We start from the raw sequence: 25,110 nt of genomic DNA, 5'->3' as shown, positions 1-25,110 counted from the left end.
GAGTTTTGACGCGAGAAGGGATGTGACTTGATGGCGTTTCTAAATCTAATAATGGGGCTTTTTGGCGTAAGGGATTAAGTTTTTGAATTAAGGATACTAATTGCTGAATCAATTGCACAAGACCATTCCCCTAAAACTTTAGTTAATGCCAGTAAATTCTCTAAGAATAGGCAAGACATAAGTAATTGGTGCTTGCTCTGCTACTTTAACCCGAACACTGGTAGTTGTTCCGGCAGAAATTTTTAATTTTGGCCCTTGGGAAGAAGACCAGCGATAACCGCTAAAGTTGGATGGAGCTAGTTCCATTTCGGTTCGCACTTCTATGTCTCCGCCACCAGTTGACAAGATGTTTGTTACTACATCGGCATTGCCAATCACAGACTTTGCGCCTTCTTTAGTCACAGGTAAGGGAGAAACAGAGGTAACTTTGCCGACAATACCGCCAAAACGTTCTCTTTTCACGGAAGTGGGGGTGATTTGCACGATCATTCCTGGTTGAATTTGTTTGCCATCTTGGACATGAAAGTAGGAGAGGGCAATTAGTGAAGTCTTTTTGTCACCGACGTTCAAGGTGACAAGCGGAGTTTTCGGACTAGTAACTTGTCCAACAAAAGCAGTCACTTCTAATACACAGCCGCTACTAGGGCTAATGATTTGGCTATTTTCTAATATTTGTTTTTCTAGTTGAGCGATCGCTCGATTAACTTCTTGAATCTGATTAATTTTGGTATTAAGAGTTTCTACGTTTTCTTGATCGATACGTTGGCTCTTAGTCTCTAAGTCTTTTAACTGCGCTTGCAGTTCGCCTACAGAACTCAAATTTTGTAAGTATCTCTGCTGGGCTTCTGTTTCTTGTACATCTAATTGCTTGAGCTGCACTTTGATATCAGAGACAGTTTGCGTTGCTTGTTTATATTCTTGCTCTGCTTGTAAGTATGTATCTTTGGCAATGGCTCCCGCATCTACGAGTTGCTGGCGCTTCTCCAATCTATCTTTGAGTATCGGTACGACAGTTACAGCATCATTGAGCCGTTGCTGCAAACTAAGGCGCTGTTCGCGAATGGCATTTAAGCCTTTTTCATAAAATGCAGGTGTAAGAGTTTGAGTATCCCGCAAACGTTGAATATAACTAGCTTTAGCAGAAGCGATCGCCTCTTTTTCTTTAGCAGTACGTTGTCGCTGAAGCAGGGATGAATTTTGTTCTTGTGTTTGTAATTGCCCCAGTTTTGAGCGTTGCAGTTGCAATTGCTGTTTCAGATCCGTCGGATCGATCGTTGCTATGACATATCCTCGATCTATACATTGTCCTGTTTTCACATTCAGACTTTTTAACTGTCCTGAAATTGGCGACTCAAAAGTGACAACTTGATTGGGTTGAATAAGTATTCCCTTTCCCGTGACTGTGACGGGAATACGTCCAAAAATACTCCAAAATAATCCCAACAACACAAAAGTACCCAGCGTCGCCAAAGGTAACCAATCTATGGGATTGACTACCTGCATTAACTGATCCAATCTTTCTGGAGAAGATAAACGCTCCAGTGATTCCTTGCGAAATATACTATCTTGCTCTTCAGGCATTCGCTTGAGGGAGGGGTTGGGGAATGGGGATTTGGGACTGGGGATTGGGGACTAGTAGTCCACCAAACCAACTTTGATGGATGAATAAGTTCGTAGCGAGGACTTTAGTCCTTGGCTTGAGCGCTTCAGCGCTCACTACGAACCAAGCATTGTTGACTTGGCGGACTACTAGAGCGTGTTTTCAAACTACTCGTTTAGCCTTCTAACTTTTTAGATCCCCCTAAATCCCCCTTAAAAAGGGGGACTTTAAGAAACTCTTTGCCCCCCCTTTTTAAGGGGGTTGGGGGGATCTAAGACTTTGATAACCACGCGCTAGGGATTGGGGATTGGGGCGCACAGAGAGTTATTTCACTGTGTTTTTGCGTCCTCTTCTCCTGTCTTCTTTAAGATTCCCGATTCAGACGTTTAATCATCCAGTCAAATCTAGCACCTGCTAGGGCGGTGTTGTCTAATGTATCTAAGTTGAGTTCATCTTCAACTTCCATATCTTCTGCTAAGAGTTGATCTAGTTGGTAAGCCAATTTTCCAAATCCACGGCGGAACAGGCGATCGCGAATCCGATCTACTAAAACTACAGCGATCGCTCGATAAAAACGAGCTGTAAATCCTGTATTTTGCTTTAATTGTTTAGCTAGTTTCTCTTGTGGTAAAGCTAGTAATATAGAAGATTCTACTGCCTTGACTGTAGCAGAGGCAGTTGTTGCTTCTACAAAGGACATTTCCCCTAAAATTTCGCCTTTGACGGATTGAGCAATTTCTTTTTCGGCAACTGGATTCTGTGGGGTGGAAACAAAAATTCCTAACTTTCCATCTAACAATATATATAATGCCTCAACAGGTTTTCCTTCTTCAATTAGGACTTTACCTGGATTAACTTTAGTTCTTACTCCTTGGGAAATCATCCAATCAATATCGCTACCGTTCAAAATAGCAAACACAAACAAAACCTTTCGCAGTGATTCTCCTGGAACTACTTTGTTCTTGGCAAGAAAATCAGTGATTCTCCGCAACTGCTGTGACAGTAAAACAGATATTATTTGATAAAAATGTGCAGCGAATTCTGTATCTTGCTCCAGTTTTTCAAGTAATAATTCTCTTGGCAGTGCTAATACCCGTGAAGATTCCAAAGCTATAAAAGTAGTAGATGGAGGACGATTATCTATAAAAGATAAAATTTCTACAATTTCCCCTGGCGATACGCGATCGATTTCTTGTAAGTCTTTGACCTTGCCTGTGGGAGACACACAAATACTTAATGCTCCCTCTAACAAAATTTCTAGTGTATCACTAATTTCTTTACCTTCTTGAATGAGAACTTGATGAGGATGATGCTCTTTAAATATGCCTACACTGAGCATCCAATCAATATCAATTTTCCTAAAGGCAGCGAAATTTGGAGTATTAAGAAGCATTTGTTTAAGCATAGGATTTAAAGTTGATTAGAAAGGGAATTAAATCATTTATTACCGCAAAATATAGCTTTTTTTTAGTTTTTTGTAAGTTTTGAATATCGCTAGTTTACATAAGTGATAAAAAGTTAATGAAAAGCTAGAATTACCACAACTAGCTTATTACTCATACTAAGTACACAATTTCGTAAATTTATGGTCATTGAGGGGTAAAATTGAAACACATAGGCGCTTCTCTACGAGACGCTACGCGAACACCTTCCAGCAGGATAGGAACGCAAAGCTTGTTTCGGTTTATATGCTACGAATTAATGAAATGCTGTGCTAAGTTCTACTTACTTCATTATTTTTGGCAAAATCTTTAACAAAGCTTTTTAGACAAAAGTTAATATAGATTATATCATTGGTGGTTAATTTAACTAAATATCACCTTTGCGTGCTGTCACAAATATTTGTCTTTGTTAAATAATTGAAAATTAATAGAACTTAATATGATTTGGATACAAAAATTTGTAAAATTTACAGCATTTCCTATCTATCTGGTATTAATAATCTCTAGTTTGCCCAGAATGGTAAGAGCTGAATCACTAATAGCACTTAAATTCCAGAGATTACAGAACTGGCAAATTAGTCAGAGGTTTATCCCACCAAATCGAAACGCACCACAAACTACGGCTGGTGGGGGAAGTCGTGGTGGTTCCTCTCAAGGGACTTTAATTCCGTTAATGCCTCCAAATAAGCTAGGTTTAACCTTTGCAGAACATCCGACATTTTATTGGTTTGTTCCGCAGATGCCAGGACAAACTGCTCATTTTTCAATCCTGGAAGACAACCGTATATTCTACGAAACAACTTTTAAACTTCCTAATGAATCAGGAATTATTGGTTTTACTCTCCCAACAAAAGCACCAAGCCTCGAAGTAGGTAAAAAATATCACTGGTATATGTCGATCGCTTCCAGTCCAGAGGAACTAGCAGACGAAATCAGTGTTGAGGGTTGGGTAGAACGAATCCAACCTACTGCTGATTTATTGAAGCAGATAGCCAGGACAAATCCCAAAGAACTTTCTCAAGTGTATGCTACAGCTGGTATTTGGTACGAAGTGCTGGATACTTTAGTAAAGCAACGTCTTACTGAACCTAGCGATCGCACAGTTTTGGCTAATTGGCAAGCATTATTACAGTCAGTGGGTTTAAACAATTTAGTTTCTAAGCCTCTAGTAAATAGCTGCAATTCCCAGACTAAGTAATTTATGTGGATTCATATCAAGCAACAACTTTGGCAGTATCGCGGTATCTTCATCGCTGCTCCGAGTGTGGGAGCATTAGTATTCATCCTGCGCTTGAGTGGATTATTGCAGATGTTAGAATTGGCAGCGCTGGATCAAATGTTTCTGTTACGTTCTCCAGAACCTGTTGATACGCGGATTGTGATTGTAGAAATTAATGAATCTGATGTGCAAAAACTTGGTAAGCGCGGTTATTGGCCTTTGCCTGACGGCTTGCTAGCACAAGTTTTAAAGAATTTAAAACAACAAAAACCCAGTGCGATTGGTTTGGATTTTTATCGAGATTTACCAGTAGGTTTTGGACATCAATCATTAGTTAAGGTGTTTGAGTCTACACCAAATTTAGTTGGTGTACAAAAAGTAGCTGAGAGTGAAGATAGCTCGGCAGTAGCGCCACCACCAGCGCTGAAAAAACTTGGTCAAGTGGGTGCAAATGATTTTCCCTTAGATGGGGATGGAAAAATTCGCCGCAGTTTGATGTATTTGGCAGATAAAAATGGCGAAAATGTGTTTAGTTTTGCCTTTAAGCTTGCCTATCTTTATTTGAGCGATCGCCAAATTGATGTCGGACAAACAAAAGATTATTTGGTAAAAACAGGTAATGTTGTTTACCCATTATTTCAAGGTAATGATGGTGGTTATATCCGGGCTGAAGACCAAGGTTATCAAGTACTAATAAATTATCGTAGTTCTAAAGAAAAATTTCAGCACATATCTATTATGGATGTGTTAGATAATCATATATCCAAGGACTTAGTAAAAGGGCGCATTGTGTTGATTGGTCCCACAGCAGAAAGTCTCAAAGACCTATTCTATACACCATATAGCAGTACCATCTTAACAGCACCTAAACGAATGGCTGGTGTAACTATTCACGCTAATGCCATCAGTCAAATTTTAAGCGCTACTTTAGATCGCCGCCCGTTAATCAGAACATGGAGTAAATTACAGGAATGGTTGTGGATTTTTTTTTGGTCACTGGTTGGTGCAATATTAAGATGGCAACAGAGATATAGCGCCACTTCTAAAAGAAAATCATTATTACCTTTGATTAGTATTTTGCTAGCTGGATGCTGTCTTGTCGGTAGTAGTTATCTAGCCTTTTTAGCAGGTTGGTGGATTCCTATTGTCCCACCATTACTTACATTAATTGGTTCGGGAATTGCTGTTACTGCCTATATTGCCAGGACTGCGGGACAAATTCGTAAAACCTTTGGTCGTTATCTCACCGATGAAGTAGTTGCTAATTTATTAGAAAATCCTGAAGGTTTAAAGCTTGGTGGTGAACGTAAGAAAATTACTATTCTCACTTCTGATTTAAGAGGTTTTACAGCTATATCTGAGAGATTATCTGCTGAGGAAGTAATTAAAGTAATTAATCTTTATTTAGGATATATGGCAGATGTTATCACTCAGTATCAAGGCACGATTGATGAATTTATGGGTGATGGAATTTTAGTTTTGTTCGGCGCTCCCATCACTAGAAAAGATGATGCAACAAGAGCGATCGCTTGTGCGGTGGCAATGCAACTAGCAATGGAAGCAGTGAACAAAAAAATCCAGCAAATGGGATTCCCAAAGCTGGAAATGGGGATTGGTATTAATACAGCAGAAGTAGTTGTCGGTAATATTGGTTCGGAAAAACGGACTAAATATGGAATTATCGGCGATCAAGTTAATTTAACCTATCGCATTGAATCGTATACAGTCGGCGGACAAATTTTTGCTTCGCAATCAACGATTAATGAGACTGGTTCCATTGTCAAAATTATTGGACACAAAGAAGTACAAGCAAAAGGGGTGAAGCAACCGATAAAAATTTATGATGTAGCTGGAATTACTGGAAAATACAATTTATATCTTGCTGAAGACGAAGATAAAGTCTTCTTGGAACTGCCAGAAGCAATTCCCTTAAAATATACAGTTTTGGATGGAAAAGATGTAAATAACACTGTTATTGAGGGAAAGTTAGTAAAGCTATCAGCTAAGGGGGCGCAAGTATGTTATGACTCTACAGTAAATTTTCTAGCTTTACAGCCCTTTACTAATCTGAAACTGAACTTATTTATGCAGGGTAATGCTGAAATTAGTGAAGATATCTATGCTAAAGTTTTAGACAAAACGACAGCACCAGATAATTTTTATATTCGTTTTACCAACATTCCACCAGAAGTAGAGGGGCAATTTAATGCCCTACGCCTCCGCCAAAGAACCATTGCACCTCTAACTCCAGATGAGTGATTCTAAGTTACTGCTCACAGATAATCAATCCCTAGTATTAGACAATCAGCTAACAGTTTGGCAAATTGAATCCGGTGCGATCGCTGTTTTTGCTATTCTCATTGACGAAGGCATTGAGGGTACTCGCCGTTATCTATTCAGCGCCAATGCGGGAGAAGCATTGTTTGGCATATCTGCTAATAACCATAAACTTTTGGCAGTATCAATAGAAGAGACTGTGTTGTTGCAAATATCTGCACAAAAATGCGAACAATGGATCAGTCAGGAGAAAGATGAGGCAGAAAGTTTTATTAAGTTAGTGCAGATTTGGGAGAAAAATATTCAAAGTTGTGTAGGTGAGAGTTCTTCTATTCTGCCAGTTTTCTCCCACACTGAAAAGCTTACCAACTGGAACACGATCAAACTTACTTTAAGTCAACTGCACAGTGATTTCTGCGAAATTCTGACTCAAATAGAACAGGAAGAATTGGCAGCAAAATGGACTCAATTCCAAGCACGGCAACAACTTAACTCTCAGGTCAAAGTTAATGCCTTAGGAGAGTTAGCCTCAGTCCTCAAACCCAAGCAAGCCGAATTGATGCAGGCAGGGACACCGTTGCTGATTGCCGCAGGTGCAGTCGGAAGGGCATTAGGAATTAAAATTCTGCCACCTGTGCGTTCTGAAGACATGAAACGGATTAAAGAACCATTAGAAGCGATCGCCCGTGCATCCCGAATACGCATCCGACGGGTATTGCTCAATGACCGATGGTGGCAAAAAGATAGCGGACCTCTATTAGCATATACTAATCAAGATAATTGTCCTGTTGCATTGCTACCAGCAGGGGTAGGAAAGTACGAAATCTTTGACCCAGAGAAGCACCTTCGCATACCTGTAAATAATCGTACTGCTCAACAACTAGCTCCCTTGGCCTATGTATTTTATCGTCCCATACCCGAAAACAATTTAACTGCGATCGACTTACTTCTGTTTGCCTTTAAGGGGAAAATTCGAGAACTCATTGTTATCTTCCTCACTGGCGTTGTCGGTGCATTGTTAGGAATGTTAACCCCCTTAGCAACTGCTATCCTCATCGATTCCGTCATTCCCGATGCAGATAGAGGGTTGTTAGTGCAAATCGGCTTGGGTTTAATAGCCGCCAGCTTTGGGACGATAATTTTTCAAATCGCCCAAGGTTTTGCGGGTCTGAGATTAGAAAGTAAAGCCAGTTTAGATTCCCAAGCAGCTTTATGGGATAGATTGTTTAATCTGCGCGTATCTTTCTTTCGTGAATATTCAATTGGGGATTTGCAATCTCGTGTTTCCGCAATCACTCAAATCCGCCAAAAACTCAACGACACAGTGCTACGCACTGTTTTTACCAGTTTCTTCTCTCTACTAAATCTGGGACTATTGTTTATCTACAGTTCCAGTCTAGCTTTAGTTGTAGTAGCAGTAGCGTTGGTGGCGATCGTTTTTACTACAATCTCAGGTTTACTTAGCCGCCAAAAGTTGCGTTCTTTAGAAGAAATAGAGGGAGAAATTTTTGGTTTTACTGTACAGATGGTTGCTGGTGTGTCCAAACTTCGAGTCACCAATGCAGAAGACCGCGCTTTTGCCTACTGGGCAAAAAAGTATAGTCAGCAGCTACAACTCAAACTGAGTACAGAGATAATTGAAGATGTCTTAGCGATATTTAACACTGCCATGCCAACTGTCAGCTCGATAATTATTTTTTGGCTAGCAGTTACGTTAATTACACAAGCCCCATCTGAAAGCGGAACAGGATTATCTACAGGTACATTTTTAGCATTTAATTCTGCTTTTGCCATATTTATCACTGGGGCAACTCAGCTAAGTAACACCATAATCAGCATATTAGATATCAGCATTTTTTGGGAACGTGCCAAGCCCATCTTTCAGGCTCAACCAGAAATAGACCAGAGCAAAAGCGATCCAGGACGATTAACGGGTAAAGTAAAAGTCGATCGTGTGACTTTCCGCTACCGCGAAGATGGTCCCCTTAATTTAGATGATCTAACAATTCAGGCAGAACCAGGAGAGTTGATTGCTTTGGTAGGGCCTTCTGGTAGTGGCAAATCAACGATTATTAGGCTGTTATTGGGATTTGAAACGCCAAAAGATGGCACGATTTACTATGATGGTCAAGACTTATCAGGGTTAGATATATCGTCCGTGCGTAGACAGATTGGTGTAGTACTGCAAAATGGTCGCATCAATAGCGCCTCAATTTTTGAAAATATTTCTAGTGGTGCATTGGTGACAATGGAAGAAGCCTGGGAAGCAGTACGTATGGCTGGGTTTGCCGATGATATTAAGTCAATGCCAATGGAGATGCACACAGTCATTTCGGAGGGGGGTACAAATCTTTCTGGTGGGCAACGTCAAAGGCTACTAATTGCTCGTGCTTTAGTCTTAAAACCGAGAATTATAATTTTTGATGAAGCTACCAGTGCTTTAGATAATCGTACTCAAGCGATAGTTAGTACCAGCTTAGACCAGTTAGGAGTAACGCGCATAATTATCGCCCATCGCCTTAGTACTATCCGCAACGCTGACCGAATTTATGTGATTGAAGCTGGTCGAGTTGTTCAGCAAGGTAAGTTTGAAGAATTAGTGAATCAAAAGGGCTTATTTGCTAATCTGATGGCACGACAAATGGCGTAACCGTTCAGGGAGTGCAAAGAAGACGAAAAACTTTATCTTCGTCAGCAGCTTTGGTCAGAGCATTTTATCTGAAACGATTATTTTAAACTGTTCCAAGCCTTGGTGCATTTTCAGTTTCAGCCCTTTCCAGGCTTGTTCTTGGGTGCTGTGCCCCTACGTGTGTACTTCATTTATCTGAAAAACGCTGTAAATGTTCAATAGATAGGGAGAACAATCTCAAATTCAGTTCCCTCGGTGGGCTGAGAACGCACAGTTAAAGTGCCGCGATGTTGTTGGATAATAGAGTAGCTCACAAATAACCCCAAACCTTGACCACGACCAACTGGCTTTGTGGTAAAAAACGGTTCAAAAATCCGCTCTTGCAGACTCACAGGAATCGTACTATCTGTATTGGCGATCGCAATTCGTAACCATTCACGATCTATCACTCCAGTACAAATCCGAATTTCTGGATGTTCGCTGCTTTGGGGATTATCTCGAATCGCATCAATGGCATTGTTAATAATATTCAAGAAGACTTGATTCAACTGGCTAGGATAGCAAGTAACTAAAGGTAGATCGCCATACTCCTTAATGACGCGCACTTCGGGTTGATTTTCAGAAGCTTGTAAGCGATGTTGCAAAATTAACAGCGTGCTTTCAATACCACTGTGTAAATCTACAGCTTTGATTTCCGCTTCATCTAAGCGAACAAAGTTGCGTAAACTCTGAACAATTTTGCTGATGCGATCGCTACCAATCTTCATAGATTCTAAGGTTTTATTGGCATCTTTAAACAGAAAATCAAGCTCAATTTCTTCCTTCATCGCTTGAATAGCTGGATTAGCTTGGGGATATTCCTGTTGATAAAGTGTCAGCAAACGCATCATGTCTTGAATGTAATTTTCTGTATGGGTAAGATTACCCTTAATAAAATTAACTGGATTATTAATTTCGTGAGCAATACCAGCTACCAATTGACCTAGGGATGACATTTTTTCGCTATGAATTAATTGTCCTTGAGTTTGCTGCAATTTTTTCAAGGTCTGCTCTAAATCTTGGGCTTTTTGATTAAGAGCTTGGGTTTTGTGTTCTACCTCTGCTTCTAGGATGTAAGAATAGTTTTCAGTTTTTTGATACAGACGGGCATTTTCCACAGAGATCGCGGCTTGACTAGTTAGAAGTTGGAGAATCTCGATGCGATCGCTGGTAAAAGCGCCTAAAGTTAAGTTGTTCTCTAAGTACAAAATACCACTGAGTTTTCCTTGGCGACTAATGGGAGTGCATAAAACTGATTTGGGCTGGTGAGTGATGATGTAGCGATCGCTGGCAAATTGCACTGTTGTACTCAAGTTTTCAAACACAGCCGTCTCTTGAGTTCTTGCGACTGCATAAATCAAACTTTGGGGAATTTCTGGGTATTGCTCTAGGGGAATTTCTAAGGTTTTTACCAGTTGTCGATCGCCTTGAGCTACAACTAACCATTGTTCCTCTTGGCAAAGAACTAAATGACCGATTTGTGCGCCAGCATTGGCGATCGTAATCTCCATCAAGGTTGCCAACAGTTTCTCTAATTCAATTTCTTGAGAGATGGCTTGTGCGGCTTTCATCACTGCTTGCAAATCTAAGTATAAATTTTGCTTGCTAGAGCTTTTAGTTACACTTCTGATCAAAGTTGAGGCGATGGTTAACCCAGGTGTGATGGCAAGATTAGTCGGTTGGAGAATGGCTGTTAATAGTTGCGGATATTGTTGTTCTAAATGGGCGACTTTCGCCTTTGCACCCCAATGGGTGTAGCAGTAGTAGGCTTCTTCGATATAGTCTGCGGCCATCTTCTCTTTGCCCCAAGCAAGGTAGAATTTGGCAGCCAGCTCATTGCTGAGTGCTTCTTCTTGAATATAACCGTTTTCTTTTGCCCCCTGAATGGCTTTTTCATAGTAGGTCATTGCGTCTAAATGACCCAAAATTTTTGCCCGCTCTGCTTCAACTAAATCGTATTTGTGTTGATAATTGGCGGGAGCGTGGAGTGCCCACTGACTCATCAATTTCTGGTTTTCTGCAACTTTTTCTAGTGCCGATTGTTGCTCTGCTTCATTGCCATTTGAACACTTAGCCAAAAGAGCAAGGGAGTAGTAGAAATTATGTTCGGCAAACTGCAAGAAGCCAACCATGTTTCTTTGGTATTTTTCGGCTTCTTCAGTATGGATGAGTACCTGCTGATAGTCCTGAAAGATGAGTAGAAGAATCGTCTTTGCCAGATGGAGCAAGAACAGGAGAGTTCCGTTTTGAGTTTCAATTAAAATCGGCAGCATTTTTCGCTCGTCGAAACTCTCCCCAACAAGTATTAGGGGATCTTCTGCTGCTCCCATCAAATTCAACACGAGCTGACGACAAATCTGCCCGAAGTAAATTTGATACTCTTGTTTGAATTTCAACAACATATCGATGTATTTTTGCTGTTGCTGATTCACCCGTTCCAGTGTTTCGCCGACGAAGAAAAGATAGTTGCAGTAGGAGGCGGCATTGTAACAGGCATATTCTATATCACCCATTTCTAATCCAACCTGAATAGCTTCACGTAGAGAAGCGATCGTTTTGCGAGCAGGTTCTTGCCAGTGCCGTACAAACACATCAAAAATGTTAATCACTTTTGCATGTAATTTCCTGTCATTGAATAGCTCCAGCAATTTTAATCCTAATTGTCCAAACCGATAACCTCTTTCAATTCCAGTGGGGCTACCACATAAAACCAGACCATAAAAGGTGTAGCCAAATGCCGAAAATGCCGAGTTGCCAAATTGAATTGATAGGTTCACTAATGTGTAAGCAATCAGTGGTAACATATCTGGTTTAGCGTTCAGGCTGGGAGTGACCATTGCGATCGCAATTCGCATGGCTGCCAACTTGTGCGGATCGACCATCTCTGGCAGGTTCATTAAATCCTCGATCGCTAACTCCTGTGGGGGTTCTTTAAACAGTGGTTCACCCAAAAACTTCAGCACTTGTAGACAGATGTCGATCGCTGCCAGCATTTGATTTTGAGCAATGTAGAAATAGATTTTGATTTCATACATCTTCACCTTTTGCAGCAAATCCTGAGCGTGCTGAAGAACAATTTCTGAAAGCTGTTCTGCCTGCTCGAAATGGGCAGTTAGGTACTCAATTTCAGCTGCTTCTGTATAAAGGGCAAGGGTTAGGTCATAACTATTTTCCCAACCGTTTTCGGGGAGCGCTGCCAGCCCTGCTGTGAAGTATTTACTTGCCGTTTCATAGGCGGTTGCTGCCTTGGCTTTTTGTCCTGCTTGCAAGTTCATTTGAGCCAGTTCATTCCGTTGAGCTAGATCCAATTCTTGCAATCTGGAGATTTCGTCACCATTTTGTGCATTCAACAATCCGGGAGAAGTGTTTTGAGCCGTCAATCTCAGACCGTAATTCAATTGATTGACAATTTCAAAAATTTTGCCTTCTCGCTCTGCTTCAGGCGTATTTGCCCACAGTTGTTGCCCGATTTTAAAGTGGGTAGACTGTTTTTGATCTTCTGGAATCAGACCGTAGGCAGCTTGTTGGACGCGATCGTGCAAGAATTTATAAGAAACGACAATCTCACCACCGCGATCGATGTTGTCTGAGTCATTTGATTGGAAGAACTTGTAGGTTTCACTAATGGGGAGAATCAGCCCTTCTTGTAATGCCCTCCATAGGTTAGTCGCCATATCAACAAGTGATGTTTCAGAGACCCTTGCCAAGGTCTTCAAATCAAATTGGTTGCCAATACAAGCCGCCAGTTTCAAAACCTCCTGTGTCTCCATTGGAAGTTTCTGCAACTGCAATGCCATGAACTCTACCACTCCATCGGTCAATGCCAATTGCCGCACGGAAACCAAGTCACATTGCCAGTAACCCAGTTCTGGCTGGAACTGAATCCAACCTTCCTCGTGCAGTGCTTTGAGAAACTGGGTTGTAAAAAACGGATTCCCTTGGGTTTTCTGGTATACCAATTGCGTCAGGGGTTGAGCCAGTTCCTTGGGACAACTCAAGGTGTCTGCCACCAACTGATTCACTGTTATTTCCACCAAGGGTTCCAGGGTAATCGTATTGACGATAGCTTGGGCTTGCTGAATCTGCTCCAGCGTCAGTATCAAGGGATGAGTCGGAAAAACTTCATTATCTCGATAGGCACCCAGAATAAGTAAAGATCCAGAACTGGCTTCACTCATCAATAATTGCAGCAAGTTCAGAGAAGCCGAATCTGCCCATTGCAAGTCATCTAGAAATATCACTAGCGGATGCTCAGGGGTGGTGAAAACCTGGATAAATTGCTGAAAGAGCAAATTGAAACGATTTTGGACAGCATTACCAGATAGTTCTGGGACTGGGGGCTGTTGACCGATAATTCGCTCTAGTTCAGGAATCACATCAACGATCGCTTGTCCGTTTTCACCCACGGCCGCCAAAATTTTCGCTTTCCACGCCGCCAATTGGACATTACTCTCACTCAGCAATTGTCCCATCAAATCACGAAAGGCTTGCATAAAGGCACTGAACGGAATATTACGCTGCAACTGATCGTATTTACCTTTGATGAAGTAACCGCGTTGTCTGACAATCGGTTTATGGACTTCATTGATCGCCGCAGTTTTACCAATCCCGGAAAATCCTGCTACTAGCATCATTTCTGAACTGCCATTAGCGACGCGCTCAAAAGCTTTCAGCAAGGTTGCAACTTCTGTTTCTCGCCCATAGAGTTTTTCGGGGATAATGAAGCGATCGCACACATCCCTTTGTCCTAGGACAAAGGTTTCTATTCTCCCCGTTACTTTCCATTGATTGAGACAGCATTCTAAATCATGCTTCAAACCCAAGGCGCTCTGATACCGATCTTCAGCATTTTTCGCCATCAACTTCAATACTATCTCTGAGGCGATCGCTGGTATTTCTGGATTAATGCTGTGTGCGGCAAGTGGGAGCTTGGCTAAATGACAGTGTACTAACTCCATTGGGTCATGGGACTCAAACGGTAATTGTCCGGTCAAAAGTTCGTATAATGTCACACCTAAAGCATAGAAGTCACTGCGGTAATCAATACCACGATTCATTCGTCCGGTTTGCTCTGGCGAAAGATAGGCAAGGGTTCCTTCCAACACATTTGGATTTTGGATTTCCTGGTTTTCGCGCGGGAGGAGAGAGGCAATACTGAAGTCAATCAGCTTGATTTGGTGCGATTCTGGATGAATCAGAATATTAGCAGGTTTGATATCTTTGTGGATGACTCGATGTTGGCAGACATCATGGAGAATATCAGCAATTTGTCGGGCTATTTCTAAAATTTCCCGTAAAGATAGAGAATAATTTTGGGTATAATCCCGTAGGGAAATGCCGCCAAAGTCTTCCATTACTAAGGCATAGCTGTTACCATATGCTTCTAGACTTAATGGATGGATTATGCCAGGAATATTGAGATTTTTGGTAATTGTATACTGGTTACGAAACTGTAATAATTCGCTAAAGGTGGGGTAGTCTTGCCGTAATAGTTTAATCACCACTGGACGCTGACTTGACTCCTGCACTGCTCGATAAACTATTGTCTGAGAACCTGCATAGAGCTGCTCAACAATGGCATAACCACGGATATACGGCAATAGATTTGAATCGGGGATTGCTGCCAGTGTCGTCATAGCGTCAAGTTAAAATCTTTACAAGAAGTTTATAACTTTAATATTTCCCAATAATTTGGCAAAATAAACATTCCGTAACTTGTATACATGATTAATGACTCCCAGTTCGCCCACTTTAAATGGAGTTAGAAAAAAGCTGAACGATTTAGTAAGGGTTCTTGTTTACAATATAAAAGTACTATACTTTTGACTTTGCGCGATCGCATAAAAATAGAGTTTTTAGAGCGGGGTGATAGTTCAATGTAAATTTAGGAGAATGGCTAAAACCATTACTAAACCTAAGTTTTGATGAATTTAAGATTTTCACCCCGAACAAATCATTCAGCAAAGGCAAGAACATCCAGATATGAAGACAAACATCGGTGTAGTTTCTACATGAAATCATCCCGCGTTGATGTTCCAAAAATCGCCTGTTAGTATCGAACAGTTCGTTAATGATTATTTCCATTGGTCGACATATTTTTGACGAAAATATGCATTTTCTAATTTCTTTTTGAAGCTAGATTATGTTCGTTCAACAACAGTTTTGGATGTGTGAGATAGCAATTGGCAAACTCTTGATACTTTAGAACAAAGTACTAGGCTACAAATTTGCCTAATTCTCCAAAAAACAAGTGAGGAATCTACCATGAAATTTGAATATCGCCTCAATATAAACGACGTGAAAGAAGCAAATGAAGTTGATGCAAAAACAAGAATAATGAAGTATTACTTAATTTTTACTGGAGTTTTAATATTAATATCTCTATTTCCCTTATTATCACAAGGGCATGTCTCTTTCCAAGAAATCTTACTGAGTGCGATTTTACCTAATTTGTTGATAGTAGTTGTCGCATATTTTGCTACTTATGTGATTCGGTATTTTTTGATTAAGCGTACTTGGAATAGTCAACCTAATTTGAAAAACGAAATCAGTGTTGAAACGAGTGACGAAGAATTAAAAATCACTACACCCTTATCAGAATCAAAAATGCAATGGTCTGGTTATACACACTGGCGAGAAACTCCAAATTTATTTATGGTTTACCAATCTCGCAATTGCTTAAATATGTTTCCCAAACGGGCTTTTATTAGTGATGAACAAGCCAATGAATTTCGAGAATTATTGCGTGCAAAATTACCTAATAAATAGAGGTAATAGAGAAATTCGGTTCTAGAGAGCCAGTCCAGTAGAAGTTATTGACAAGTAAGTATAATTATAGGGTTGTTCTGATTGGGTTGATAAGTAGGATTTGAGGCAAAACATGAAGATTATGAACAACCGCCATACGTCGTAAATCAAAAAGATTCTTGCGTAGACCAATGTAAAGAGCTTGCTCGCCTTGCTACTGCCCGATTTTAGCTAAATAGTGTTCGACGGAAACACGTTCGCGGAGTTTAGCCCTCCCTTGGGGTGTGTTTTGGCGCTCTCTTAGTTCTTTTAACAATAATTCGTCGGTATGAATCGAAACGCTACGATCATTTTGACTTTCTGTCCATCTATGCCTTTGCCTCTGCGTTTAAAAAAGTTACGAACTTATGCAAAGCTGTACTAGTGTCTCTCGTCAAAAAAGAAGAGGCGCAGCCTCAGGGAATGCTTTCCCAGCCTGGAGGCTGGAAATCATTTGGGGCAAGGGCTGCATCTTAACTTAGTGCCATTCGCTCCTGAAAGTAGTCGCGCCAGCTTTCGGGTAAGGCTTCAAGTTGAGCAGCTTGGTGAAGTAACTCTGGATTGTTCTGCTCACGAGTATAAAGCTGAGTAATATTAGCAACAGTAATATTGTTGCTATCCCGACTCACCAACTCTAAAGTGTCTCCGGCTCCGACTTGGCCCTCTTGCAAAACACGAAAGTAAAATCCGGTTCGACGACTTGCAAGAAATCGTTTAATGATATCAGGTCGTCCAAACCGAATCCCAAGTTTGTAACAGGGTAGGCGAGGTTGTGTCACCATCAGTTTTACAGTACCGATATGAAAGCGATCGCCAATGTTCACTTCCTCTTCTCTGAGTCCAGTGGTCGTGAAATTTTCACCAAAGATGCCTAGAGGCAGTTCTATATCGGGCAATTCACCTCGCCAGTAATCGTAATGCTCGAACGGATAGACATAGACTGCTTTATCTTCTCCTCCATGAACGGTTAGATCGGCTTGTCCATCACCGTCTAAATTGAGCGATCGCACCATCACCCGTTCGCTAACTGGTTCTTTAAAAATTCCAGTGCTAACTGTTTTCCCTTTCCAGGTCACTTCACGCGGCAGTCCGACGTTTACAGAGATGAGTTTCATAAGAATTTTAAATTGGGTCAATAGTCAAGTATTTAAATTGAATCAAAAAATAAGTTAATTAAAGGAGCAAACGCATCTAAATTATACTTAGATTATTTCCTGGGGGTGCATGATGTCCCCCTTTACAAGGTGAGTTGTAATGAAGCGACGGATATGGTCTGCGATGCATCGCCTTCTTCTTCCAGGGCAAAATGTCCAGTATCGAGTATAAATACTGAACAGCGAGCGTCTCTGGTCAAAACTGGAAAGCCAACCTATCAGTCTGAAACAGGAAATCGAATTACCTCAGACTAGTAAGCGTTCTGCCCGTCAAGCAAAGCTCGCTGTACGATTTATGTCCTGTAAATCTCCGTACTCTCTATCGTTTCCACAACCGTGACCCTCTGCTCGTATATGCTGTTTATACCATTGAGCGTAGCCGAAATGAGCCGAAGTATTGACTGTGAACAGTGGGATATTTTTTTATTTTTCAGTCCCTGAAAAACTTAAAGTTTAAAATATTATTTGGCTATATGGGTTGAGATTTTATAAATTCATCAGCGGCGATCGCCCATTTCTTCCTCTAACATAAGTCGGCAAGAATAAATCAAACTATATTACAAAAGATAAATACACTTAAAACCGTTACTAATGAGGAAGGACAAAGGACAAACGACGATCCCCATAGTTAGCTTTATTTGCCTCGCTCTACTTAGTATTAAATTCTCATCCCTCTCAATCTCACAGTCTCAGCCGACTGCAATGTAAGTAAGATTTTACACATATGATTCCACAAACCATAGACAAAATCACTACCCTCGAAGAACAGCGGTTTCTCTTACCTGGCCATTACACTTGGGAAGAATTTGAGAAACTTGAAGCCTTAACAGCAAATGCGCCAGGTTTGCGGATAACTTATCTTGATGGGTGTGTGGAATTTATGACTCTTGGTGAAGAACACGAAGCTATTAAAAGTGTGATTGCTATATTACTAGCACTTTACTTCTTTGAAAAAGACATCAACTTTTTTCCTGTGGGTAGCGCCACCCGTCGAGCAGAAGAAAAAGGTACTTCCTTTGAACCTGATGAATCTTATTATCTAGGTACAAAGAAAGAAAATCCTGATTTAGCAATTGAAATCAATATTACTAGTGGCAGTATAAATAAATTAGAAAAATACAAGCGGTTTAAAATTACCGAAGTCTGGTTTTGGGAAAATAATCAGATATCTATATATCACCTCACTAATGATAACTATGAGCAAATTGCTCAAAGCCAATTACTACCAGATTTAGATATCAACTTGTTAGTACGTTGTGTTTTAATGCCGTCAATAATTGAAGCTAGGACAGAGTTTATTAAAGGAATTCAGCAGTAATATTTTAATGGGATCTTTGCGAAATGACTGCACAGGAAAAAAAACAACGTATTCAAATAAACTTAGATTTATCGCCAAAACTTTATGAGACAATAAATAATCTAGCGCAACAGATGAATGGAGATCGTGTTGAAGTGCTGTTAAAGGCGATCGCCCTCCTAGAAATAGCAGTAGAAGCCAAGCAAAAAAACAAACATATCTGGATTGCAGACGAGAACCAAAACCTGGAAACTCAAATTACTGGTATCTAAACAGCATGACAGACATAACAGATTTAGCAAAAATAATTGCCAGCAAAGGCGACAAGCCACTGGTTATGTCAATAGTAAACTTACAATTACAAGAAGACGCAGAATTTGAACGAAAGCTGCGAGAAATCAAGTTTAAACAAGAACTGAGAAAAGATTGGATTTTATTTATTGTCAGAGATATAGTAATTTTTTCTGCTGCTATGCTTTTTATTTTTGCTGTTAGTGGTTATTCTTTATTTCTTCATATTCATAGGTAAGTTATTTGGCTGAGATTACAGATTTATTAAATAAATCTGGAATCTTGTTTTTCTCAGTACATTTGCGTAACTAATTTTACAGACGACGAAGGTAACTTACTAAAAGTAGACTCATTTTTATATCCACACAAATTTTGTTGGATATAAGAATTACCGTGATTGGTAAATCTGTAAAAAGTAAGTACCTGATGGAAATAACCTAAAAATATGGGTATTTTAATATTTTCTGTTGCTTTAGTCGCCATTGTTGCTGTAATTATCATTAATAGCTACAACGATTTAGTCAAGTATCGCAACCGCTACAAGAATGCTTACTCTCAAATCGATGTGCAATTACAGCGTCGCTATGATTTAATTCCCAACTTGGTGGAAACTGCAAAGGGATATATGAAACATGAGCGGGAAACTTTAGAAGCAGTGATTGCTGCTCGAAATTCTGCAATGAATGCTAACAGTCGCGCCGTTCAAAATCCTGGCGATCCCCGAGCAATGCAACAGTTGGGTAATGCTGAAGCAGCGTTGACAGGTGCATTAAGCCACTTGATGATACTTTCAGAATCTTATCCAGAATTGAAAGCCGATCGCGCCATGACTCAGGTAATGGAAGAACTATCTTCCACGGAAAACCGGATTGCTTTTGCCCGCCAAGCTTTTAATGACGCCGTAACACTTTACAACACCAAAAGCGAATCTTTCCCCAGCAATCTTGTCGCAAATACTTTTAACTTTACTGTTGCAGAATTGCTCGCCGAAGCTAGTCCCGAAATTAGAAATGCTCCCCGCGTATCTTTTTAGATGTCTATGAATTTCTTTGAACATCAGGATCGGGCACGCCAAAATACGCAACAATTAATCGGGTTATTTTCCCTGTCGATCGCAGTTATGATTCTGGCGATTTACATTGCCGCTTTATTTCTGTTTCGCATGGCTCCTCGTATTTGGTGGCATCCAGGATTATTTGTCTATGTGGCTGGGATGACAATAATTGCCATCGCAGTAGGAAGTCTCTATAAAATTGCCTGTCTCCGTCAAGGAGGAAGCGTCATTGCCCAAGAGTTGGGGGGAAGACTCCTGCTACCAGAAACAGCCGATGAACAAGGGCAACAACTATTAAATATTGTCGAGGAAATGGCGATCGCTTCTGGTATTTCTGTGCCAGAAGTTTATCTCCTCGATAGAGAAACCAGTATTAATGCCTTTGCTGCCGGATTTACGCCTAATGATGCCGTAATTGGAGTTACCCGTGGAACTTTGCAACACCTGAACCGAGATGAGTTGCAAGGAGTCATCGGCCATGAATTTAGTCACATTCTCAATGGAGATATGCGGCTGAATTTGCGTTTGGTGGGACTACTGCACGGGATTTTGTTCATTTATTTAACTGGGGAATTGCTGTTGCGGCTTCGCAGTGGTTCCCGCGAAGACAAGGGTTTACCTCTGTGGGGATTTGGTTTAGCACTGATGGCAATTGGCGGTATCGGCTTACTTTGCGGACGCTTGATTAAAGCCGCAGTCTCTCGCCAACGGGAATTTCTCGCTGATGCTTCAGCGGTACAGTTCACTCGTAACCCCAACGGCCTAAATGGAGTCTTCCAAAAACTCCAACAGATGGATTCACGTTTGATTTCGCCGAGTGCAGAAGCCGCCAGTCATATGTTTTTTGGCAATGCCCTCAACCCTTCTTTCTGGGAAGATATGTTTTGTACCCACCCACCCCTCGCAGAACGTATCCGCCGCGTTGGCGGTTTGAATGTGAGCAAGTTAGCAGCAATGCCATCTCGCAATCACACGCGTTCCCAAGAGTCTCTAGTCATGGGTTTTGCGGGTGGTAACAACGCTATGCCAGCACAAGTAGTCAATCAGGTGGGAAGTGTTGCACCAGAGCATTTTGCCCATGCTCAAGGGCTGTTGTCCCAGTTGCCAGAATCTCTACGCTTGGGTGTGCGAGAGCAACAAAGTGCAATGGCGATCGCTTTTGCGTTAGCCTTAGATACAGAAAATCTCCAAATCCAAGAACGTCAAATTGCCTGGTTACGCGAAGTGCAACCTACTGATTTGGTAGAAAAAACCCTGCAATTGAGTACCGAAATTAGTCAATTAGATCCCAGGATTCGTTTGCCGCTTGTCGATTTGACAGTACCCGCATTGCGCCAAAATTCTGCCAAAGAATGCCAAAGGCTGTGCAAATGCGTCCACGGTTTAGTTAAAGCCAGCGGTAGTTTATTACTGTGGGATTTTGTGTTGCAGTTAATACTATGGCATCGTCTGCAACCTTGTATAAATCCTACCTCGGTGACAGCGGTAGAATTTACTACTATCGAACAGATTTGGCCGGATAGTATATTAGTATTATCGGCACTCGCACGGGTAGGACACTCCGAACCCAATGCCATAGACTACGCTTTTCGTTCTGGAGTTTTTCGACTTCCTAAAGCCGGAGAGCAAGAAAAACCAGACACACCAGTTCCTTGTAATTTTTCTGATATTAAGAAAAGTATTGAACGCCTTCAGATGGCCACTCCCAAACTCAAGCAAGCGATTATTGATGCCTGTGCCCACACAGTACTTTTGGATAACAAAGTTACTCCCTCAGAAGCAGATTTATTAAGAGCCATCGCCATGACCTTAGACTGTCCTATACCGCCATTTCTAAATTCTCAACGTGGTGTTTCAAAACAGAAACAATCTTCTCCAAAGGTAAGTTAAAGCACCATTCATTTAGTCATCCTACAAAAGAGTATCATATTCTACAAAAACAATGTGACTTGTCTATAAGTATTAATTTAATTAAAAACTTTGGACAAAATACCCACTTGGTGAGCATTTAATAAATTTGATTGCTATAGTAGATTACAGCGCTTTTCAAGTAATTTAACTACACCACTCCCCATTTTTGCTCTTAGTCGTGGTTTAAATACCTGAAAACTGATGTAAATAACTATTCTGGCAAGGATTTGAAAACTGTGCGGGATGATTTACAGGGCTTGGAAATTAGTCATAATGAACTACAAAATCTGACTAATTTACCTGTTAATGAAGAACTTTTAATTATTACAAATATCCTGATGAAATTCGGAAAAGTATATATCGAAAAGATGAAAGGTTCAGAAGGAGCAACTGTAATTTTTATTGGGTTTTCTACATTTGTTTTTAGTTATATTTTATTGGATCTAATTCTGAAAGTATTTGTAGAATGGATAACAATACCATCATGGTTATTCTTAATAATCTTAGGTATTTGGGTCGGTGGATTGACCCAAACTATTTTATATACTATCTGGAAAAGCAGAAATAAATTTCTCCAAATGAACATGAATAATTCTCTACAAATACTGTTAAATGATGTTAATAGATATAATACTGTTATTAGAGCAATAGATATTAATGACCAAATAGAAGAAGCTGGTAACCCAGAAGTAGTTATCAATGAAAGGGAGAGTGTGATCGAAGCGTTGCGACTCACAAAAGCTGATTTAGTTCGTGCTTTGAAGACAGAAAGGATTTTGAGAGAAAATAAGCACTTTATCCTGAGTAATACAGAACTATTTGTCAACAATTTAGCAACTTTAACAGCCATGCAGGTACACGAACAGGCTACTGAACATGGAAGGTTACTCAACGAGGCATTACAAATTGCCTTAGATGTGCAAGATGAAATGAAAAAATTACAGAGTCAGCGGTGAAGGAGGCAGGAGGAATACTGTCCTCTGCTTCTTGCCTTTATTGTTAAAAATAATACTCATGGTTAAGGGTAGGAAGAGAATTTTAACCTCATTTATCTTTATTCACATAGTTTTGTTTTATTCTGTTGTCTACTTCTTCCAATGAGTCCAGAGAGGCTGTTGCAGGTTAAGAAAACATAACCTAGTCTCCACATATGCTAAATAGCTTTTTCCATAATCCTTCCCACGGTTGCGATCTGCGGTCTAACATAAATAATATTCATGGAGCGATCGCTTATCCATATGGAATGGAAAGAAGTTAGAGGTAACTGGGTAGTCATTCCCCGAAATCCCATAGGAATCATACATTTCTTAGGAGGTGCCTTTGTTGCTACTGCACCACACCTCACTTATCGCTGGCTACTAGAACAACTGGCAAGCAAAGGTTATGTTATAATTGCTACACCATTTGTCAATACTTTGGATCATACTGCGATCGCCAAGTCGGTGCTGCTCAATTTTGAGCGCACTCTCGAACGTTTACAAGACTCTAGGGCATTATCTAAGCTTTACTACCCCATCTACGGCGTTGGACACAGTATGGGCTGTAAACTTCACTTATTAATTGGTAGCCTCTTAAAAGTAGAACGCGCAGGCAATATTTTAATATCCTTCAACAACTACGCCGCTAAAGAAGCTATCCCCCTAGTAGAACAGTTCAATTCTACTTTGAAAATAGAGTTTACCCCATCACCCCTAGAAACCAATAAGCTTGTCCAAGAGAGTTACAATATTCGGCGCAATTTATTAATAAAATTTAGCAATGACACCATTGACCAATCGGCAGCTTTAACCAAAATATTACAAGAACGCTTTGGTGAGATGGTGACAGCACAAACGTTACCAGGAACTCACACAACTCCTTTAGGTCAAGATATTAAATGGCAAACTGGAACATCTTTCACTCCCTTTGATGCCTTAGGGCAATGGTTCAAGCAAGAAGCATACCGTGACTTAAATCAGCTAAGAAGCAGCATCCTTTTGTGGCTGAATCCCCTTGCACCACCATAATCTTTCTGGTGTTAAAAAGTCATGAATTTGATCGGAAACTAAGTTAGTAGTACTTATATATTAAGATTACTAACCTAGTAGTCTATATGATATTTTTATAATAAAAATTCAGGAGTCAGTATTCAGACCTTGGAAGAAAAATTCGATCAATAAATATACTAATCATAACTAGAGTCCTGATAAATTTTGATTCATAGATGGTGACTTATTAGTTTTTTATTTTCTATGTTTACAGCAAATTATTAATTAGTGTTCCGGCAATTGTCTATGTTTCAAATACTAATAATTGATGACGACCATTCAATAAAAACACTCCTGAAAAGGATGCTGGAAAAACAGGGTTATGAGGTAATTGCTGCCAGTAACGGCGAAGAAGGAATAGAAAAGGCGATCGCTTACCGTCCAGCACTAATTATTTGTGATTGGATCATGCCAGGGTTGAATGGTCTGGAAGTCTGTCACCGCATTAAAACAGACCCAAAATTTTCCACGACATTTTTTATTTTATTAACATCCTTAGATTCAGTTGCCGATTGTGTTAAAGGTTTAGATGCTGGCGCTGATGATTTTATCTCCAAACCCATTGAGCATAATGAATTACAAGCACGGGTAAGAGCAGGATTACGCTTGCATCAATTGAGTAGAGATTTGCAGACTCAAAAGTTGCTATTAGAATCAGAAATGTCAGAAGCAGCAGAATATGTCCGATCGCTCCTGCCTTTTCCGATGACTGAACCCTTCAAAATAAATTTTCGATTCATTCCCTCACGACAACTCGGCGGTGACTGTTTCGATTATTACTGGCTTGATGATGACTATTTGGCAATTTACTTGCTCGATACTGCTGGACATGGACTAAAAGCCACTCTCCCCTCTGTTTCAGTCATGAATTTGCTTCGTTCTCGTGCGCTTAAAAGTCTGAATTACTATCAGCCTAGTGATGTCTTAAGGGCTTTGAATGATACCTTCCAAATGAATTATCAAAATGACAAATACTTTACAATCTGGTACGGAGTTTACAACCGAATCAATCGCCAGTTAATTTATGCTACCGCAGGTCATCCACCAGCAATTTTAGTAACAGGACCATCTCCAAGGAAAGCTGAAGTTAAACTTTTGAAAACTCCAGGTATGCCAGTTGGCATGTTCCCAGAAGCAAAATATATTGATGCATTTTGCACTATTGAAAAATTCACAAACCTCTATATTTTTAGTGACGGAGCTTATGAAATCACTAAATCAGATGGTACACTTTGGAGTTTAGATGCTTTTATCCAGCTACTAGTTAGCTTACAAAATTCTGTTGATAGCCAACTCGACCGTGTACTGAGTTATTTAATCGCTCTCAACTCCAAAGATGGTTTTGATGATGATTTATCTATCTTGCAAATTACATTTGATTAAT

At 40.3% G+C, this 25,110-nt stretch carries 16 protein-coding genes and 1 pseudogene; 12 read left to right on the top strand and 5 right to left on the bottom strand.

Annotated elements, in window-relative coordinates; genetic code table 11:
- Positions 1-138 precede the first annotated feature (138 nt).
- Entirely contained in the window at positions 139-1,581 is a 1,443-nt protein-coding gene (locus ACFG4S_RS13130) for an NHLP bacteriocin system secretion protein (RefSeq protein WP_392535220.1), read from the bottom strand.
- A 383-nt stretch (positions 1,582-1,964) separates the two neighbouring features.
- Complete coding sequence (locus ACFG4S_RS13125; protein ID WP_392535219.1) at positions 1,965-2,993, bottom strand: cyclic nucleotide-binding domain-containing protein; 1,029 nt, start codon at positions 2,991-2,993, stop codon at positions 1,965-1,967.
- Between the two features lie 488 nt (positions 2,994-3,481).
- On the opposite strand from ACFG4S_RS13125, the gene ACFG4S_RS13120 reads away from it, so the two are divergent.
- Genes ACFG4S_RS13120 through ACFG4S_RS13110 form a run of 3 tightly spaced genes read left to right on the top strand, consistent with a single transcriptional unit; the run spans position 3,482 to position 9,188 of the window.
- Entirely contained in the window at positions 3,482-4,240 is a 759-nt protein-coding gene (locus tag ACFG4S_RS13120; RefSeq protein ID WP_392535218.1) for a DUF928 domain-containing protein, read from the top strand.
- Between the two features lie 3 nt (positions 4,241-4,243).
- Positions 4,244-6,520, top strand: a complete 2,277-nt coding sequence (locus ACFG4S_RS13115; protein ID WP_392535217.1) for a CHASE2 domain-containing protein — start codon at positions 4,244-4,246, stop codon at positions 6,518-6,520.
- On the top strand, positions 6,513-9,188 hold the full coding sequence (locus ACFG4S_RS13110) for an NHLP bacteriocin export ABC transporter permease/ATPase subunit (RefSeq protein WP_392535216.1): 2,676 nt from the start codon (positions 6,513-6,515) through the stop codon (positions 9,186-9,188). Before ACFG4S_RS13115 ends, ACFG4S_RS13110 begins: the two co-directional genes overlap by 8 nt.
- Positions 9,189-9,382: 194 nt before the next feature.
- Here the strand turns inward: ACFG4S_RS13110 and ACFG4S_RS13105 are convergent, their stop codons facing one another.
- Positions 9,383-14,842, bottom strand: coding sequence for an AAA family ATPase (locus ACFG4S_RS13105; RefSeq protein WP_392535215.1), 5,460 nt, complete (start codon positions 14,840-14,842; stop codon positions 9,383-9,385).
- Between the two features lie 628 nt (positions 14,843-15,470).
- Between ACFG4S_RS13105 and ACFG4S_RS13100 the strand changes: the two genes are divergently transcribed.
- Complete coding sequence (locus tag ACFG4S_RS13100; RefSeq protein ID WP_392535214.1) at positions 15,471-15,974, top strand: YcxB family protein; 504 nt, start codon at positions 15,471-15,473, stop codon at positions 15,972-15,974.
- Positions 15,975-16,038: 64 nt separating this feature from the next.
- Here the strand turns inward: ACFG4S_RS13100 and ACFG4S_RS13095 are convergent.
- Both ACFG4S_RS13095 and ACFG4S_RS13090 read right to left on the bottom strand, forming a co-directional pair.
- A pseudogene (locus tag ACFG4S_RS13095) lies at positions 16,039-16,311 on the bottom strand (transposase); the annotation flags it as partial.
- A gap of 154 nt (positions 16,312-16,465) precedes the next feature.
- Entirely contained in the window at positions 16,466-17,107 is a 642-nt protein-coding gene (locus ACFG4S_RS13090; RefSeq protein WP_392535213.1) for an MOSC domain-containing protein, read from the bottom strand.
- Between the two features lie 763 nt (positions 17,108-17,870).
- On the opposite strand from ACFG4S_RS13090, the gene ACFG4S_RS13085 reads away from it, so the two are divergent.
- From ACFG4S_RS13085 to ACFG4S_RS13050, 8 genes are all read left to right on the top strand, one after another.
- Positions 17,871-18,464 carry a Uma2 family endonuclease gene (locus ACFG4S_RS13085; protein ID WP_392535212.1) on the top strand — a complete coding sequence of 198 codons (594 nt, stop codon included), beginning with the start codon at positions 17,871-17,873 and terminating at the stop codon, positions 18,462-18,464.
- A gap of 23 nt (positions 18,465-18,487) precedes the next feature.
- Positions 18,488-18,715: a DNA-binding protein gene (locus tag ACFG4S_RS13080; protein ID WP_392535211.1), complete on the top strand. Its 228-nt coding sequence runs from the start codon at positions 18,488-18,490 to the stop codon at positions 18,713-18,715.
- Between the two features lie 5 nt (positions 18,716-18,720).
- Entirely contained in the window at positions 18,721-18,972 is a 252-nt protein-coding gene (locus ACFG4S_RS13075; RefSeq protein ID WP_392535210.1) for a hypothetical protein, read from the top strand.
- A gap of 207 nt (positions 18,973-19,179) precedes the next feature.
- Positions 19,180-19,767, top strand: a complete 588-nt coding sequence (locus ACFG4S_RS13070; protein ID WP_392535209.1) for a LemA family protein — start codon at positions 19,180-19,182, stop codon at positions 19,765-19,767.
- Between the two features lie 6 nt (positions 19,768-19,773).
- Complete coding sequence (locus ACFG4S_RS13065; RefSeq protein ID WP_392535208.1) at positions 19,774-21,678, top strand: M48 family metallopeptidase; 1,905 nt, start codon at positions 19,774-19,776, stop codon at positions 21,676-21,678.
- Positions 21,679-21,935: 257 nt separating this feature from the next.
- Positions 21,936-22,655, top strand: a complete 720-nt coding sequence (locus tag ACFG4S_RS13060; RefSeq protein ID WP_392535207.1) for a hypothetical protein — start codon at positions 21,936-21,938, stop codon at positions 22,653-22,655.
- A 282-nt stretch (positions 22,656-22,937) separates the two neighbouring features.
- On the top strand, positions 22,938-23,705 hold the full coding sequence (locus ACFG4S_RS13055; protein ID WP_392535970.1) for a DUF1350 family protein: 768 nt from the start codon (positions 22,938-22,940) through the stop codon (positions 23,703-23,705).
- A 267-nt stretch (positions 23,706-23,972) separates the two neighbouring features.
- Positions 23,973-25,109, top strand: a complete 1,137-nt coding sequence (locus ACFG4S_RS13050; RefSeq protein ID WP_392535206.1) for a PP2C family protein-serine/threonine phosphatase — start codon at positions 23,973-23,975, stop codon at positions 25,107-25,109.
- Position 25,110 lies beyond the last annotated feature (1 nt).

The sequence above is a fragment of the Nostoc sp. C117 genome, assembly GCF_043099735.1.
In the GTDB taxonomy this organism is placed as follows: domain Bacteria; phylum Cyanobacteriota; class Cyanobacteriia; order Cyanobacteriales; family Nostocaceae; genus Nostoc.
This window is presented reverse-complemented; position numbering and strand designations above follow the sequence as displayed.